Source organism: Janthinobacterium sp. YR213, assembly GCF_900099875.1.
GTDB lineage: Bacteria > Pseudomonadota > Gammaproteobacteria > Burkholderiales > Burkholderiaceae_D > Janthinobacterium > Janthinobacterium lividum.
Genome location: NZ_FNDA01000002.1, coordinates 622,607 through 639,551 on the forward strand (window position 1 = coordinate 622,607; position 16,945 = coordinate 639,551).

General features: G+C 65.3%; 14 protein-coding genes. 9 read left to right on the forward strand and 5 right to left on the reverse strand.

The genetic code is table 11. From position 1 onward, the window contains the following. The first annotated feature begins 166 nt into the window (after nt 1–166). Both BLT98_RS11995 and BLT98_RS12000 read left to right on the forward strand, forming a co-directional pair. Complete coding sequence (locus BLT98_RS11995; protein ID WP_034779983.1) at nt 167–847, forward strand: response regulator transcription factor; 681 nt, start codon at nt 167–169, stop codon at nt 845–847. Beyond that, nucleotides 840–2,237: a sensor histidine kinase gene (locus BLT98_RS12000; RefSeq protein WP_092607964.1), complete on the forward strand. Its 1,398-nt coding sequence runs from the start codon at nt 840–842 to the stop codon at nt 2,235–2,237. Before BLT98_RS11995 ends, BLT98_RS12000 begins: the two co-directional genes overlap by 8 nt. Here the strand turns inward: BLT98_RS12000 and BLT98_RS12005 are convergent. The 4 genes from BLT98_RS12005 to BLT98_RS12020 all read right to left on the reverse strand — a co-directional run bounded on the left by BLT98_RS12005 (nt 2,229) and on the right by BLT98_RS12020 (nt 7,977). Next, on the reverse strand, nt 2,229–2,543 hold the full coding sequence (locus tag BLT98_RS12005) for a hypothetical protein (protein WP_092607970.1): 315 nt from the start codon (nt 2,541–2,543) through the stop codon (nt 2,229–2,231). The two genes, BLT98_RS12000 and BLT98_RS12005, sit on opposite strands and share 9 nt — an antisense overlap. Then, nucleotides 2,540–3,262 (reverse strand): MgtC/SapB family protein, encoded by a 723-nt coding sequence (locus tag BLT98_RS12010; protein ID WP_034779974.1) that lies wholly within the window; start codon nt 3,260–3,262, stop codon nt 2,540–2,542. The genes BLT98_RS12005 and BLT98_RS12010 overlap by 4 nt, the downstream gene beginning before the upstream one ends. 359 nt (nt 3,263–3,621) lie before the next feature. After that, nucleotides 3,622–6,741 (reverse strand): efflux RND transporter permease subunit, encoded by a 3,120-nt coding sequence (locus BLT98_RS12015; protein WP_092607973.1) that lies wholly within the window; start codon nt 6,739–6,741, stop codon nt 3,622–3,624. A 3-nt stretch (nt 6,742–6,744) separates the two neighbouring features. Beyond that, nucleotides 6,745–7,977 carry an efflux RND transporter periplasmic adaptor subunit gene (locus BLT98_RS12020; RefSeq protein ID WP_092607976.1) on the reverse strand — a complete coding sequence of 411 codons (1,233 nt, stop codon included), beginning with the start codon at nt 7,975–7,977 and terminating at the stop codon, nt 6,745–6,747. A gap of 393 nt (nt 7,978–8,370) precedes the next feature. On the opposite strand from BLT98_RS12020, the gene BLT98_RS12025 reads away from it, so the two are divergent. Then, nucleotides 8,371–10,905 carry a sensor domain-containing protein gene (locus tag BLT98_RS12025; protein WP_092608682.1) on the forward strand — a complete coding sequence of 845 codons (2,535 nt, stop codon included), beginning with the start codon at nt 8,371–8,373 and terminating at the stop codon, nt 10,903–10,905. Here BLT98_RS12025 and BLT98_RS12030 read toward each other — a convergent pair. After that, nucleotides 10,902–11,888 (reverse strand): endonuclease/exonuclease/phosphatase family protein, encoded by a 987-nt coding sequence (locus BLT98_RS12030; protein ID WP_092607979.1) that lies wholly within the window; start codon nt 11,886–11,888, stop codon nt 10,902–10,904. The genes BLT98_RS12025 and BLT98_RS12030 overlap by 4 nt on opposite strands. A gap of 37 nt (nt 11,889–11,925) precedes the next feature. Between BLT98_RS12030 and ybaK the strand changes: the two genes are divergently transcribed. The 6 genes from ybaK to BLT98_RS12060 all read left to right on the forward strand — a co-directional run bounded on the left by ybaK (nt 11,926) and on the right by BLT98_RS12060 (nt 16,937). Next, complete coding sequence (gene ybaK, locus BLT98_RS12035; RefSeq protein WP_034779956.1) at nt 11,926–12,417, forward strand: Cys-tRNA(Pro) deacylase; 492 nt, start codon at nt 11,926–11,928, stop codon at nt 12,415–12,417. A gap of 97 nt (nt 12,418–12,514) precedes the next feature. Further along, nucleotides 12,515–13,159, forward strand: coding sequence for a glycerol-3-phosphate 1-O-acyltransferase PlsY (plsY, locus tag BLT98_RS12040; protein WP_230520638.1), 645 nt, complete (start codon nt 12,515–12,517; stop codon nt 13,157–13,159). Between the two features lie 90 nt (nt 13,160–13,249). Next, nucleotides 13,250–13,921, forward strand: coding sequence for a DsbA family oxidoreductase (locus BLT98_RS12045; RefSeq protein ID WP_092607982.1), 672 nt, complete (start codon nt 13,250–13,252; stop codon nt 13,919–13,921). Between the two features lie 70 nt (nt 13,922–13,991). After that, complete coding sequence (locus BLT98_RS12050; RefSeq protein WP_034779946.1) at nt 13,992–14,282, forward strand: DUF427 domain-containing protein; 291 nt, start codon at nt 13,992–13,994, stop codon at nt 14,280–14,282. A gap of 37 nt (nt 14,283–14,319) precedes the next feature. After that, nucleotides 14,320–15,279 (forward strand): DUF2157 domain-containing protein, encoded by a 960-nt coding sequence (locus BLT98_RS12055; RefSeq protein ID WP_092607987.1) that lies wholly within the window; start codon nt 14,320–14,322, stop codon nt 15,277–15,279. After that, nucleotides 15,276–16,937 (forward strand): GDYXXLXY domain-containing protein, encoded by a 1,662-nt coding sequence (locus BLT98_RS12060; protein WP_092608685.1) that lies wholly within the window; start codon nt 15,276–15,278, stop codon nt 16,935–16,937. The genes BLT98_RS12055 and BLT98_RS12060 overlap by 4 nt, the downstream gene beginning before the upstream one ends. Nucleotides 16,938–16,945 lie beyond the last annotated feature (8 nt).

The window sequence follows — 16,945 nt, forward strand, 5'->3', positions numbered from 1 at the left end:
GTCAGAAGGGGCGCGGGCAGAGATATGACAGCGCCGGAAAAGCATAGCAATATGGTCCTGAAGAAGCGCCCAAGAATGCCTGAATCATTCTTCAGGTTCGGTGCGCGCGCGGTGGAGCGCGGTAAAATGCCAGCATGGAAAACAGGGCGCGACGCGAAAGGCAGGCATGAGAATCCTCCTGGTGGAAGACGACCGCAAGGCGGCGCGCCTGCTGGCCCGCGGCTTGCAGGAAGAAGGCTTTGTCGTCGACGTGGCGCATAGCGCCGAGGAAGGCGAGGATGAAAGCTACGCCGTCGACTACGACGCGATCGTGCTGGACTGGATGTTGCCGGGCAAGCAGGGCATCGATTTCTGCCGCGACTTGCGCGCGCGCGGCATCCAGACGCCCGTGCTGATGCTCACGGCGCGCGACGCCACGGCCGACCGGGTGGCGGGCCTGAACACGGGCGCCGACGATTACCTGACCAAGCCGTTCGAATTCGAGGAGCTGCTGGCGCGCATCCGCGCCCTGCTGCGCCGCTCCGACATCAGCCGCCCGCTGGTGCTGGCGCTGGCCGATTTGACGCTCGATCCCGTCAGCCACCAGGCGACACGGGCCGGTGCGCCGCTGGTGCTCACGCCCAAGGAATACGCGATTCTGCTGATCCTGCTGCGCCAGGCGGGCGAGGTGGTCAGCCGTGCGCGCCTGGCCGAGCAGATATGGCAGGCGGACCTGATCGGCATCGACAACCTGATCGACGTCCACGTGCGCAACCTGCGGGGAAAAGTGGATACGCCGGGCTTGCCGCCATTGATCCATACGGTGCGCGGGCGCGGCTTCCGCCTGGCGGAAAACAACGGTGGCTAGCTTTCGCAAGCGCCTGCTGCTGGTGCACCTGGCCGTCATCCTCGCCATCGTCGCCTGCACGGCGCTGGCCGGCTACTGGGGCCTGTCGCGCGCCGTGCATGGACAGCTCGATGCGGCCCTGCTGGCGCTGGCCGAGACGGAAATGGCCATGCTGCCGGCCGCGCCGCGCCAGCCCGTGCAGGTGCACGAGGTGGCGCCCGGCCTGGCGCAACCCTCGTTGACGCGCCTGGACCGCCTGGTACAGATCATCGATGGCGAAGGCCGCGTGCTGGCGCGCAGCCGCAACCTGGAGGCGGCGCAGCTGCCGGCGCCGCCCGCCCTGCTGGCGCGCCTGGCGGCCGGCGAGACTGTCTTCGAGACCCTGCCCAAGTTTGGCGAAGAGCCGCTGCGCATGGTCTCGATTCCCGTGCCATCGTCCGGCGCAGGTCTGGCGGTGCAGGTGGCCGGTTCGCTCGACGACGCCAACCACGTGCTGGCCGCGGCCACGGTGCTGTTTGCCGCCATGGCGCTGGCCTTGCTGGCGGCCGTGGGCTTGGCCGGCGAAATGCTCACGCGCCGCGTATTGGGCGCCATCGACGATGTGGTGGACCAGGCGCATTCGATCGGTGAAGCCAGCCTGCACCAGCGCTTGCCACATCCCGGCACGCAGGACGAAATTGGCCGCCTGGTCGATACCCTGAACGCCATGCTGGACCGACTGGAGCATGGCTACGATGCGCAGCGCCGCTTCACGGCCGACGCCTCGCACGAATTGCGCTCCCCCCTGTCGCGCCTGCGCACGGAAATTGAAATCACCTTGCGCCGCCCGCGCGAAGCGCCCGAGTATGTCGATGCGCTGGCTTCCTGCCTCGATGAAGTGCAGCGCCTGACGACGCTGGTGGAAGAATTGCTGATGCTCACCCGCCTGGATGTGGGCCAGGAGCGCAATGCGGTGGAAACCATCGCCCTCAATCCCCTCGTGCGGGCGGCCGCGCAGCGCCTGGAAAAGGCGGCGGCGCAGCGCGGCATCCGTATCGTCTTCGATGACAGTGTGACCGTCCAGGCCAAAGTGGCAGCCGGCCCGGTGGACCTGGTGCTGGCCAATCTGCTCGATAACGCCGTGAAGTTTTCGCCGCCAGACAGCGTCATCACGGTGCGTGTGGTGCGCGATGGCGAACAGGCGTTTGTGGGCGTGGCGGATGCGGGGCCGGGCATCGGCGTGGACGATTTGCCGCATCTGTTCGAGCGCTTTTACCGGGGCGCCCAGGCGCGTGCGGGCGAGGCACCGGGCTTCGGCCTGGGCCTGGCCCTGTCGCAAGCCATCGTGCACGCGTATGGCGGCAGTATCGAGGCGCGCAACCGTCCGGAAGGCGGCGCCCTGTTCATCATGCGCCTGCCCGCCTCAGATTGACGGTGCGACGCCTTCCCAGCGCACTTGCCGCACTTGCGGCCAGGCGCCCGCGCGGTTGACGAAGCGTACCAGCACGGCGCGCTGCACGGCCTGGCACAGCACCGTGGCGATCAGTTGCACCACCTGCCTGGCGTCGTCCCAGCTGCGCAGCATCTGCGACGGCGCCAGACCTGCGCCCTTGAGTTCGGCCAGCAGCAGGCGCACCACATGGTCGGCTTGCGCCGCGGGGCAGGTGACGGTCAGGCGGTAGGTGGCCACGACAGGCGCTTGCCTGGCAAACCAATGGAAGAACTTTTTCATCATCATACCCCCCGCTCGGCGACAAATTCCGCGTTGTTTACCAGCGCCCAGCGCACAGCCGAAACGCTGCCTTCCAGGCTCACCTGGCTGACGATCTGCTCCAGCAATCCCAGGCTGGACAAGGGCGTGAGCAGGTCGGCGCGCACTTCGATGCGTCCCGCGTGCGCGGCATCCTCGCTGTGCAGCGATTGCAGCATCAGCGCCGGCATGCCGCTGATCAAGCGCAGCATCAGCTTGCGCACCTGGACTTCCTGCTCCGCCTCGCACACGGCCGTCACGCGGTAGATGCTTTCCGTTTCGATGCCCGCTTCGCTCCCATGCGCGTTGATGCGTTGCGCCAGATGGCGCAGCACCAGATTGGCGATCAGCACGAAGCCCGTGCCGATGGCCGCCTCCAGCGCGAAGCCCAGGCCGCACAGGATGCCGATGGCGGCCGAGCACCACAGGGTGGCGGCCGTGTTCAGGCCGCGCACCGTCATGCCTTCGCGCATGATGACGCCGGCGCCAAGGAAGCCGATGCCCGAGACCACTTGCGCGGCGATGCGCATGTGGCCAGAGGCATCGCCTTCGAGCACGGAAACCATCACGAACAGCGAGGCGCCGACGGATACCAGCGCATTCGTGCGCAAGCCCGCCATGCGCTGGCGCAGCTGGCGTTCGGCGCCGATCATGGCGCCCAGGGTCAATGCCGCGGCAACGCGCAGCGCAAAGTCAAATACCACCATAGTTTCTCCCGGCTGGGGAGGAACAGGCGAGTGCCAGGGCGTGCGGAAACCGCCCGGTAAAGGGGGCAGCAGACGATAACGGTGGAACGATGAGGAGGGAAGTGCGGCGAATGGACATCGCCGCTGGTATAACCGCACCTTGCCATGGGCAGGGCGGGCGGAATGCGCGCGTCTTGCCTAAGGCCGATCGCCGATGGTCAATCGACTACTGTCACTGGAACAAGCACCCACGAGTCACTCCATATCATTGATAACGGGGACAGTCTAGCCAGTGGGGCAGCTTTGGTCAACTGAAGCTCTCTTCAGAAAGCCGCCGCGTCGTCCCCGCCAATGCGGGGACGGTGAAGGCGACCGGTCTATCAGTGGGCGTGTGCCTTGCCGTCGTCGGCGGATTCTGCATGCTCGCCGCCGCTGCCGCCAAAGAAGCGCGCCGCGCGCTTGCCCAGGCTATCGAGGTAGGTGTAGGCGACGGGCACCACCACCAAGGTCAGCAAGGTCGAGGTGATGACGCCGCCGATGACGGCGCGGCCCATCGGCGCCTGCGATTCGCCGCCGTCGCCCATGCCGATGGCCATCGGCAGCATGCCGAAGACCATCGCCAGGGTCGTCATCAGGATGGGGCGCAAACGTACTTGCCCCGCTTCCATCAGCGCCTCGAACTGTCCCAGGCCTTCGCGCTGGCGCTGGTTGGTGAAGTCGACCAGCAAGATCGCATTCTTGGTGACCAGGCCCATGAGCATGATGAAGCCAATCACGGAGAAGATGTTCAGGGTGCTGCCCGTGATCAGCAGGGCGGCCAGCACGCCGATCAGCGACAGCGGCAAGGACACCATGATGGCGATCGGCTGCAGGAAGCTGCCGAACTGCGACGCCAGCACCAGGTAGATGAAGATCACGGCAATGCCCAGCGCCATCATCGCGCCGCCCATGGTTTCGGCCATCTGCTGCGCATTGCCGGCCACGTCGAAGCGCACGCCGGGCGGCAGGTCGATGGACTTGATGGCTTTCTGCACGTCGGCGTCGACGTCGCCGGCAGGGCGGCCCTGCACGCCCGCATAGATGGCGACCCGGCGCTGCAAGGCCTGGCGTTTCAGCACTTGCGGGCTCGATGACGGCACGAATTCGACCACCTGACGCAGCGGAATCATCACGGGCTTGCCGTTCGCGTCAAACTTGCTGGACGCCAGCGACAGGTCGGCCAGGTCGGCCACTTTCTGGCGGCCCGATTTCGGCAGCTGGACGTTGACGTCATAGTTCTGTCCATCGCTGGCTAACCAGTGGCTGACCGTGTCGCCCGCAACAAAAGGCCGCAGGGCATTGCCGATCTGCTGCACCGACAAGCCCAGGTCGCTGGCCAGTTCGTTGTTGATCTTCACGGTGGTCGATGGATTGGCGCCCTCCTGGCTGTACTCCATGTCGGCCAGGCCCTTGATGGTGCGCATCTTGTCCATCAGGCGGTGCGCCACGGCATCGAGCTTGCCTTCATCCGTGCCGAGGATGGCGATGAAGATGGGACGGTTGCCGACTGACAGGGTGATGCCGGCGATCGGCGCCAGGCGCTCGCGGATCAGCTTTTCCAGTTCCTGCTGCGAGCGGCGCTTGTGCGTCTTGAGGTCCGTCAGTTTCAGGTTCACCTCGGCCGCGTTGCGTCCATCGGGCGTGCCGATATTGGCCACCAGGCTGTCGATCTCGGGAAACTCCTTCAGGGCCGTTTCGATCTGGCGCACTTTGCTGTCCGTGTATTCGAGGCTGGAGCCGACGGGCGTCTTGAAGCGCAGGTTGACCCATCCCTGGTCCGTCTCGGGGAACATCTCGCCGCCGATCATCGGCACGAGCATCAGGCTGCCCGCGAACAGGGCCAGGGCCGTGGCCAGGGTGGTCTTGCGCCAGCGCAGGGCCACTGCCAGCACCTTGCCATACCAGACGTGCAGGCGGTCGATGCCCGTCTCGATCCAGGCCATGAAGCGGCCCAGCCACGGCGCATACTTGAAGCGGTTCTTGACGGGGTCGCGCCAGACGGACGACAACATGGGGTCGAGCGTGAAGCTGACGAACAGGGAGACGAGAACGGCGACCGCCACGGTGATGCCGAACTGCAGGAAGAAGCGGCCGATGATGCCGTCCATGAAGGCGACCGGCACGAACACGGCGACGATGGCGAACGTGGTGGCCATCACGGCCAGGCCGATTTCATTGGTGCCGTCGTTGGCCGCCTTGTAGTGGTTCTTGCCCATGCCCAGGTGGCGCACGATGTTTTCGCGCACGACGATGGCGTCATCGATCAACAGGCCAATGCACAAGGACAGCGCCATCAGGGTCAAAAAGTTCAGGGTAAAGCCGAAGGCCTTCATGGCGATGAAGCTGGCCAGCACGGAGATCGGCAAGGTCAATCCCGTGATGATGGTCGAGCGCCACGAGTGCAGGAACAGGAAGACGATCACCATGGTCAGCACGGCGCCTTCGATGATGGTGCGCTTGACGTTATTGAGCTGGCTTTGCACGCGTTCCGATTCGTCGTCCAGCACGCGCAGCTTGATATCGGGCGGCAGCGTCTTTTGCAGGTCCGCCGCCACTTTCAGGATGCCGGTGCCCACTTCGACCACGTTGGCATCCTGCACCTTGGTGATTTCCATGGTCACGGCTTGCTGGCCGTTCATGCGCGAGATCGACAGTTCTTCCTGTTCGCCGTCGACCACGGTGGCCACCTGGTCCAGGTAGACGGGGCCGATGGCGCGGCGCGCGACGATGATCTTGCCGAATTCGCGCGCATCCTTGATCTTGCCTTCCACGCGCACCAGCTGTTCGGCCGCGCCATGGCTGATCGAGCCGGCCGGCAAATTGGTATTCGTCGCCTGGATGGCGCGGATCACTTCATCGACGCCGATGCCCTGGGCATTGAGTTCGATCGGTTTCATGCTGATGAGGATCTGGCGCGCGCGCAAGCCGCGCAGCTTGACTTGCCCGACGCCGGCCACTCCCTGGAAACGCTTGCTGATGATCTGTTCCGTCATGGTCGACAGCGAGCGCAGGTCATGCCCGGTCGAGGTCAGCACGATGGTGGCGATGGGGCGTTCGTTGTCGCCTTCGGCGCGGGCGATGAACGGGTCCTTGGCTTCTTTCGGGAAGCGCGGGCGCACCAGGGCCACCTTGTCGCGCAAGTCCTGCATGGCCTTGTCCATGTTCGTCGACAGCTCGAATTCCAGGTAGACGCCGGCGCGTCCTTCCCATGAGTTGGCGCGGATGGTCTTGATGCCGCTGACGGTGTTGACGGCGTCCTCGATGGGGCGCGTGATGTCGTTTTCCACGGCTTCGGGCGAGGCGCCCGGGTAGTTCACTTCAATGGCGGCAAATGGGAACTGCACGCTGGGCATGCTTTCCACGCCCAGGCCACGGTAGGAGAAGATGCCCAGCACCACCAGCGCCACCATGACCATGGTGGCGAAGACGGGATTTTGAATACTGACTTTGGTCATCCACATGGCTCAGTCCTTCCGTGCCAGCACGGCTGCCGGCGCGGCAGGGGCGGCAGTCGGTGCGGCGAAGGTCACGCTGTGGCCCGGCTTGACGCCATCGAGCCTGGCGATGATGACTTTCGCGCCCGGCACCAGGCCGGACGTCACTTCCGCATAGCCTTCATCCTCGTTGCGCAGTCCCAGCGTGACGGGCTGGGCGACCACCTTGTTGTTCACCAGCGCATACACGACGGGCCCCTGCTTTTCATTGCGCACGGCCGTCAATGGCACCAGCGGCGCCACGGACGAGCGCTCGGTGACGATGCTGCCCTTGGCGAACATGCCGCCGCGCAGCGCGCCATCCCCATTGTCGACGGCGATGTAGACGAGCATGGCGCGCGAGCCGCTCTCGGTGGTGGGGTTGATGCGCGTGACCTTGCCGGCAAAGTCGCGCGCGCCGAAGCCGTCGACCTTGAAGTGCACATCCTGGCCCAGCTTGATGCGGGGGATTTCCGCGCTGGGCACGGGCGCTTCCAGGGTCAGCTGCGCCAGGTTGACGATGGTGTAGACCGGCATGTCGGGGGAGACTTTTTCGCCGGCCTGCAGGTGGCGCTTGCTGACGATGCCGGCCATGGGCGCGCGAATCACCGTGTCGGCCAGCGCGATGCGGGCGATGTCGACCATGGCAGCGGCGGATTTGACGCTGGCGCGCGCCAGGTCGACGGAGTTTTGCGTCGTGTCGTAGGCCGTTTGGGAAATGTACTTTTGCTTGAGCAAGGCCTGGCTATTGGCCTCGTTTTTGCTTGCCATCGACAGGCGCGCCTGCGCTTCGTCGAGCATGGCTTGCTGCTGCGTCAGGCGGGCGCGCTGGTCGGCCGCATCCAGGCGCACGAGGATTTGCCCATTCGCCACATGCTGGCCTTCCTGCAAGGTCGTTTCCTGGATCACGCCGGAAACCTTGGCCTTGATGGTGGCCTGGGTCAAGGGCGCCAGCGAGCCGGACAGGGGCAGGCTGATTGCCAGCGCGCGCGCATCGATGGCGGCCACGTCGCCCTGCGCCAGTTCATGCACGGGCGTCTTGTCCTGTTCCTTCTTCTTGCTCGCTTGCAGTTCGGCAGCCTTGGCGGCTTGCTGCTTCGATTGCATCACCGTCCAGCCGCCGCCGGCCAGGGCCAGCACGACCAGGATCAGCACGGGGGTGCGCCAGCGCCGGCGGCGCGTGGCGGCAAGGGGGGAGGCGGGGGGCAGGGTCTCGTTTTTCATAGGTTTTTTAGTCAGGAGCGGCGCAGGGGTTCGGCGCCAGGTCTCGGTGCGGACCCGGCCTGTCGCTGGCCGGGAGAATTCGGGTAGCGCATCACCGTGGCGGCCGCAGGCAGCACGCCTGCCGCTGCGGCCGTTCACGGCGATGCGCATGTTGCCACTTTAGGAAGATTCAAGTCTGGCCGCCATCGCCGTGCGACAGATTGCACAAAATCGGGGCTGGAATGCAAAAAACGGCGACCGGAACCACTGCCGGCATGCCCGCGGTGCGCGTCACGATGCTTGCGCATCCTCAAGAAGCCGATTCGCGGGCGCGCAAGAATGGTCGGGATGGTTGCGCCACCGGACAGGCCATCCGCCCGCCGGTTGCCGCGCTGCCGCGCCACGGGGGGCCTGATGTCTGATCGGATTGTCGGAGCCGCCCCGTCGCCGGGCCGTTTGCTGGCCGCTGCCGAACCGCAGGCGGGGCCGGCCGGCAAGGCGCTCGATTTGCTGTCCATCATTGTTGCCGCCGTCGAACAGGCGCCCGGCCTGGCCGTGCGCGGCATCGACCGCGATGGCATCGTGCGCTACTGGAGCTTTGGCGCGGCGCGCCTGTATGGCGTGACGGCGGAGCTGGCGCTGGGCCAGCCGTGGGCCAGGGTGGCCGCTTCGCTGCCGGACGCCGCCACCGTGGCCGAGGAGGTTGCCGGTGAATTGGCGGCCGTGTGGGAGAGCGGCAAGGCGCGCAGCACGCGCCTGTGGAAGCTGGATGCCGATGGGGCCGCGCCGCGCTGCATCTGTTCCACCGTGTTTCCTGTCATGCAATCCGGAAGAGTGCGGCAAGTAGTCTGCATCGATGTCGACATCACGGCCAACGGCCAGGATGGCGCCGCGCAGGGCGCCTTGTTGCTGATGGGCGACAATTTCCGCCAGCTGTACCAGAAATCCGCCGATGCCATCCTGCTGCTGCGCGACGAGCATATCGCCGAGGCGAATCCGGCCGCCATTGCCCTGTTTCAATGTGAAGACCGGCAACGCCTGCTGGGGCGCCGCCTCAGCGACTTTTCGCCCTTGCGCCAGCCCGATGGCGAATTGTCATCGTTGAGCGGCACGCAACTGGCTGCGCAGGCCCACGCCGACGGCAATTGCCGCTTTGACTGGCGCTATCAGACGTGCAGCGGCGAGCTGTTCTGGGGCGAAGTGCTGCTCACTTCCGTCACGCTCGACCACACTTATCTGTTTTACGCCGTGATCCGCGATATTTCCTCGCGCAAACTGGCCGAGCGGGCCCTGTACCTGTCGATGCAGGTCATCGAGCATGCAAGTGTCGCCATCGTCGTGATGGACCCGCAGCAGCGGGTCGTCAGCATGAATCCCGCGTACAGCGAGATCAGCGGCTACAGCCTGGACGACATGCTGGGCAAGCCCTTCGTCCTGCACGGCGTGGAGCCGGATGCGCCGGCGTTTTTCGATCACGTGTGGGACGAGGTCGACGCGAATGGCTATTGGCAAGGCGATATCATGGGCCAGCGCAAGGCGGACGGGCGCTACCCGGCCTGGCTGTCGCTGACGGCCATCCGCGACTCGCAAGGGCAATTGAGCAATTACCTGGCCATTCTCAGCGATATCAGCGAGCGCAAGAAAAACGAGGAGCACACGCGCCACCTGGCCGAGCACGATTTCCTTACCGACTTGCCGAACCGGGTGCTGCTGCTGGACCGGCTGTCGCTGGCCCTGGCGGCCGCGCGGCGCAAGCTGAGCATGCTGGCCATCCTGTACCTGGATCTCGATCATTTCAAGCACATCAATGACAGCATGGGCCACCACGTGGGGGACTTGCTGCTCAAGGAAGTGGCGCGGCGCCTGGTGCGCTGCGTGCGCGGCGTCGATACGGTCAGCCGGCATGGCGGCGACGAGTTCGTCATCATCCTGGCCGAGGTGGGCGGCATCGACCAGGTGGCCCATGTGGCGTCCAGCCTGCTGCATGCCGTGACGCAGGTGTACCAGCTGGGCGAATACGAACTGCATGTGTCGACCTCGATCGGCGTGGCCATCTTTCCCAGCGATGGCGACAGCATCGATACCCTCGTGCATAACGCCGACATCGCGATGTACCATGCCAAGGAAAGCGGGCGCAACAATTTCCAGTTTTTCAATGCCGAGATGAATGCGCAAATCGTCGAGCGGGCCAGCCTGGAGCAGGGCTTGCGCGAAGCGCTGGGACGCAATGAATTCGTGCTGGAGTTCCAGCCCGCGCTCGATGTTGCCAGCGGGCAGATCGTTGGCGCCGAGGCGCTGCTGCGCTGGCGCCACCCGCAACTGGGTGTGCTGCCGCCCGAGCGCTTCATCGCCGTGGCCGAGGAATGCGGCTTGATGGTGTCGATTGGCAACTGGGTGCTGCGCCACGCGTGCCTGCGCGCGCGTGCCTGGCACGATGCGGGCCATGCCTGGCACGTGGCTGTGAATCTGTCGCCGGCGCAATGCCTGCACAATAATTTATTGCTTGGCGTACAAGAGGCACTGACCGCGTCGGGTTTGCCTGCCGGCTGCCTGGAACTGGAAGTGACAGAGTCCTTGCTGATGAAGGGCGGCGCCCGCCTTGCCGGGGTGCTGGCGCAGCTGCGCGCGCTGGGCGCCAGGCTGGCCATCGATGACTTCGGCACCGGCTATTCGCGCCTGGCCAATCTGCGCCATTACCCGGTGGATAAACTCAAGATCGATCCATCGTTCCTGCCCGCCGCCGCGAACGGCGCGGCAGGCGAGTCCGACACGGTCGTCGCCGCCACCATCATCGCCATGGCGCGCGCGCTGCAATTGACGGTGATTGCCGAAGGCGTGGAAACGGCGCAGCAGCTGGCGTATCTGCGGGGGCAGGGCTGCCAGCAATACCAGGGCCGCTATGCCAGCGCGCAAGTCGAGGGCAGCGCGCTGGCGAGGTTGCTGCATTAGTGGATATTTCCCAGCAGCTTGATGCGTGCCAGCACTTGGCCATGGTCGGATGCATGCGGCAAGCCCAGCAGCAAATGGTCGTTGAGATAACCCACTTCCTGCACCACGCCGATGGCGCGCGGCGAGGCGGCGTGGAAATGTTCGGATACAAGGATGTGGTCGATCGTCATGTAGGTGCTGTCGTGGATATTCGTGTAGCCCACGTGGCGCAGGGCATCCTGGCGCAGTTGGATGGCATTGGCGTCGTACAGGCGCGCGCGCATTTCCGGCATGTCGCCATGTGGTTCGCACGGCCCGCCCGCCCCCATGACGATGGCCGTGGTGACGGCATTGGCGATGTCGTTGAAGTCGCCCAGCACGATGCGGGGGCGGCCGCTGTGGCCCAGTTCGCTTGCCAGCACGCGCAGGGCCACGGCTTCCGCGCCGCGCCGCTGCAGCGAGCGCAGGTTGGCCAGCGCGTAGGCGATGGCATCGTTGCCGTCGCCATGGCGGTAGTCGGGCCGGCGTGATTTTAAATGCACGACGACCACGTCCGTGAGTTGTCCGCCAGGCAAGATGACCTGGACGTGCAGGGGCGCGCGGGCGAAGCGGCAGGCATTGTCATCTTGGACATGGCTGTCGGCAGGCACGCTCACGCCGGCAGGGAAATTCGCCCAGGCAACACCAGCGCCGGCCAGCGGCAGGCGCGACACCAGCGCCACCGTGGGCAATATGCGTCCGGCGGCATCCATCGCATCGTAGCCGGCCAAGGTGGCTTCGCGGTAATGGCGCGTGCGCGACAGTACGTCGCGCAAGGCCGCTTGCGAGAAAATTTCCTGGAAACCGATCACGTCGGCGTCGAGCAGGTCGATCTGCCGCGCCGTCCACTCCGCCTTGGCCGCGTATTGCGCCGGGCTCAACGGTTCCAGGTTGTCATACAATTTCGCCCCGGCGGGGGCCAGGTTGCAGACATTGAATGTGGCAAAGCGGATTTCTTCCTGCATAATTAGCACTCCTCACTGAACGATCAGCGTATCACGCATGGCTAAAAAAGAGCATATTTCCGAGACCCAGGCGACGCAGTTGCTGCGCAAGCATCAAGTTTCCTTCGATGAACACCCGTATCCGTACGAGGAGCACGGCGGCACCAGCGTCTCGGCGCGCGAATTGAACGTGCCCGAGCATGCGGTGATCAAGACCCTGGTGATGCAGGATGAGGCGGCCAAGCCGATGATCGTGCTCATGCATGGCGATTGCAAGGTCTCGACCAAGAACCTGGCGCGCGCCATCGGCTGCAAGTCCGTCGAGCCGTGCAAGCCCGAGGTGGCGCAGCGCCATTCGGGCTACATGATCGGCGGCACGTCGCCGTTCGGCACGAAAAAGGCCATGCCCGTGTACGTGGAGCAATCGATCCTGGCGCTTGAACGCATCTATATCAATGGCGGGCGGCGCGGCTTCCTCGTCTCGCTGGCGCCGCAGGTGCTCGTTGATTTATTGCAAGCCAAGCCGGTGCAGTGCGCCCTGCAGGATTAATGAAATGGACGACGGGCTGTTACCGGGCATCGGCCATGGTGTATATTCTGCTGCGCCAGCCTCGATGCTGGTGTAATAAACACAATAAAGGGAAGAAATGAATCCAGTAATCACAACCGTGGCAATGACAGTGGCCGCTTACTTGCTCGGCTCGATATCGTTTGCCGTGGTGATGAGCAAGGTCTACGGCATTGCCGATCCGCGCACCTATGGCTCGAAAAATCCGGGCGCCACCAACGTGCTGCGCAGCGGCAACAAGGGCGCCGCCATCATGACCCTGCTGGGCGATGGCGCCAAGGGCTGGCTGGCCGTGTTCCTGGCCGACCATTTTGCCACTGCGCTGGGCGTGGGCGACACGGCCGTGGCCCTGGTGGCCATCGCCGTTTTCCTCGGCCATTTGTGGCCCGTGTTCTTCCGCTTTGTCGGCGGCAAGGGCGTGGCCACGGCCCTCGGTGTGCTGCTGGGCATCAATCCATGGCTGGGCCTGGCGACCCTGGCTACCTGGCTGATCATCGCCTATGCCTTCCGCTATTCCTCGCTGGCAGCGCTGGTGGCGGCCCTGTTCGCGCCGTTTTACTATGGCTTGCTGTTCGGCGTCGATCCCATCTTGCTGTCCGTCATCGTCATGAGCGTGCTGCTGGCTTATCGCCACAGCCAGAACATCGCGAACTTGCTCTCCGGTAAGGAAAGCAAGATCGGCGGCAAGAAGGATGCGGCCAAGGCGACCGTCAAGAAGAAGTAAGCGCTTGATTTCCCGCGGCCCGCACGCATATGCTGTGCTTGCGGCGCCGCGCGGTGCGGCCGCCACCGACTCGCGCAAAGGCTGCCCACCATGACTGACTCCATCTCCTCCGCTATACCCACTCCCATCCGTATCGATTTCGTTTCCGACGTTTCCTGCCCCTGGTGCGTGGTCGGCCTGAAATCGCTGGAGCAGGCGCTGGACAAGCTGCAAGACACCGTCCAGGCCGACCTCCACTTCCAGCCTTTCGAGTTGAACGCCAATATGCCGCCCGAAGGCGAGGATATCGGCGAACACATTGCCCGCAAATATGGTTCCACCCCGGAACAGATGGCGCAGTCCCGCGAAGCCATCCGCGCGCGCGGCGAGCAGCTGGGCTTTACCTTTGCCATGGACAAGCGCGGCCGCATCTACAACACCTTCGATGCGCACCGTTTGCTGCACTGGGCCGGGCTGGAAGGGCGTCAGAAGCAACTCAAGATGGCGCTGTTCGATGCCTATTTCACGCAGGGACAGGATCCATCCTCGCATGCGGTGCTGCTGGCCGTGGCCGGCAAGGTGGGGCTCGATAGCGTGAAAGCGGCCGAGGTGCTGGCATCGAACGCCTACGCGGACGAGGTGCGCGCGCAGGAACAGTTCTACCAGCAGAACGGTATCAACTCGGTGCCTGCCATCATCATCAACGAGCGCCACCTGATTTCCGGGGGGCAGCCGCCTGAAGTGTTCGAGCAAGCCTTGCGCCAGATCATCGCCGGCGCTTGAGCGGGGCGCCAATGGCGCGCGCCATGGCAGACTTTTTGCGCTACACTCGGCGCAGAAGGAGGATAGTCAAATGCCAACAGCCAGCTGGAATGGCGCTGTCATCGCGCAAGCCACCGATGCGCAGGTGCAAGTCGTTGAAAACAATGTATATTTTCCTTTATCGTCGGTGACGCAGGAATACCTGCGTCCCAGCAGCCACACGAGCATCTGCCCGTGGAAGGGCACGGCCAGCTATTACGACCTCGTCGTCGATGGCCAGACGAATGCCAACGCGGCCTGGTATTACCCCCAGCCCAAGGATGCCGCCAAGCAAATTGCCGGCCACGTCGCCTTCTGGCGCGGCGTGAGCGTCGAGCGCTGACCTGACTCCCCCAATTTCCTGACAAAGAAAGCAGACGATGGATTTACGCCTCGCCGTGTACCAACTCGCCTCGGACCATGCGCTCGATGCCCTACAAACCCGGCAGTTGCAGGAAGTGGCCGGCTTTCAGCGCGAACCCGCGCGCCTGGCCTACTGGCTGCCGCGCGGCGTGGCCGTGCTGGGCGCCGCACTGCTGGGCATGGGCTTGATCTGCTGGGTCGCCGCCAACTGGGAAGAGCTGGGCCGCATGGGCCGCTTTGCCCTGCTGCAAGGGGTGCTGGCCGCCGCCTGCGTGGGCGCCTTCGCCGTGCCCAAGGCGCGCGTGCCCTTGCTGCTGCTGGCTTTGCTGGCCATCGGCGGCCTGTTTGCGTATTTCGGCCAGACGTACCAGACGGGCGCCGACCCGTGGCAGCTGTTCGCCCTGTGGGCCGTGCTGGCCTTGCCCCTGTGCCTGGTCGCCCGCAGCGACGTGCTGTGGACGCCATGGATGCTGATACTGTCGACGGCTGCCACCCTGTGGATGCAGGCGCAGGCGCGCCACAGCTGGCGCATCGATTCGGCCGATCTGTCCATTTTCGTCAGCGGCTGGCTGGTCGTGCTGCTTGCCTGTGCGTTTGTCTCGCCTCTGCTGGCGCGCTGGACGGGCGCGGGCAGCTGGGCCTTGCGCCTGGGCCTGGTACTGGCCACCATCCTTATCACGGGCACGGGCGTCAGCGCCCTGTTCGGCAATGATATCGAATCGCCGTACTGGGCGGGACTGGGCTTGCTGGCCGTCGCCGGCGTCCTGCTGGCCACCGGCCGGTTCTTTGATGTGTTCGGCCTGAGCGCCGTCGCGCTCGGTATCAACACCTTGCTGGTGGGAGGGCTGACGCACGTGCTGTTCAACGGCCATGGCGATGGCGTCGGCGCGCTGGCCATGCTGGGCTTGCTGGCCGCCGTGCTGCTGGCGCTGACCGTGCAAGGCATCCTGTGGCGCACGCGCCGGGAGGCGGCATGAACACTATCCATGGTCAACGAGCCGATGCGCTCGCCACCCTGATCGACGACGCCACGCGCGCCGGCCTGCTGCCGCCCAACGCCACCCGTCCCGTGCAGGATGTACGGCCGTGGCCGCTGGTGCTGATGACGGCCTTCGGCGCCTGGCTGGCCGCCATTCCCCTGATGATTGCGCTGGGCGTGGGCCTGGAAAGCGTCGTGCGCCACGGACCCGGCGCGTATGTCGTCGCCGCCATCGTGCTGGTGGCGGCCGTGCTGCTGATCCGCACGCGCGGCGTGGCGCTGTTCGTCGAACAGCTGGCCGTGCCATGCCTGCTGGTGGGCGGCGGCTTGCTCGGTTATGCCCTGTACCGCGACTATTCCACGCAGACGGCGTCGCTGCTGCTGTGCCTGGCATGCTTGGTGGTGGCCGCCGCCTTGCCGCGCGACTGGCTGCGGGTGCTGCTGGGGCTGGTCGCCTGCGGCTTGCTGGGGCTGGGTATCGTCGATAGCACGCGCGACTTTATTTTCGAAAACGACCCCACGCAACTGTATCTGGCCTGGATGCTGGCCCTGGCCCTCTGGCTGGGCGCCCACTGGCTGCAGAAGCAAGCCTTCAACGATGGCCGCGGCGCGTCCGTCGCCGCCTTCCTGGAATCGCTGTCGACGGGGTGGGTCCTGGCAATCTTGCTGGGACTGGTCTTCTGGTCCGGCATGACCTTCATGCTGGGCGGCGCCTTGGGCGGTGGTTTTGCCGGCGAAGTGGCGCGCGAAGTGACCCTGCACCAGGCCGGCGCCTGGTATGCGCAAGCCTTGAATGGGGTGTCGCTCGTGCTGGCCATGGCGGCTGCCGCCTGGACGGGATGGCGCTGGCCGGCGTTGCGCCAGTTGCCCGCCATCGGCGTGGCGCTGGTGCTGGTCGTGCTGTCCTGGTTCATGCCGGCGCTGGGGCCCGTGCTGCTGATCCTCGCGTATTGCCTGACGAGCGGGCGCTCGCGCGTGGCCGTGGCGGCCGCGCTGGCCGCCGCATGGATACTCGGCAGCTTTTATTATCAGCTGGCCTGGCCGCTGGCCAGCAAGGCGGCGTTGCTGGCCGTGGCTGGCGCCGTGCTGTGCGCCCTGTCGTGGCTGGCCATGCGCGGCGCCGTGCTGCACCTGGTGGAAAGCAAACCGGCGGGCGTGGCCACCGAACACCGCGCCGCGCGCCTGGGCGTGCTGGGCGGCTTGCTGCTGGTGTTGCTGGTCGCTAATGGCGGCATCTGGCAAAAAGAGCAGCTGATTGCCAAAGGACAAGCGATCTTCGTGGCGCTGGAACCCGTCGATCCCCGCTCGCTGATGCAGGGCGACTACATGCGCCTCAATTTCGTCAACCTTGGCGTCCTGAGCACGCTGGCCAGCGTGGAACGGGCGCCTGGCCGGCCCCTCGTCGTGGCCACGCGCGATGCGCGCGGCGTGGCGGAACTGCTGCGCCCGTACACCAGGGAAGCCCTTGCGCCCGGCGAATTCCTGCTCGAGCTGACGCCGAAGGATGGGAACTGGGTGCTGGTCAGCGATGCCTGGTTCTTCAAGGAAGGCGAGGCGGCGCGCTGGGAAAAAGCCCGTTATGGCGAGTTCCGCGTGATGCCGGACGGGCGCGCCTTGCTGGTCGGCATGCGCGGGCCGGAGCTGGAAAAGCTGTAGCGCACGCG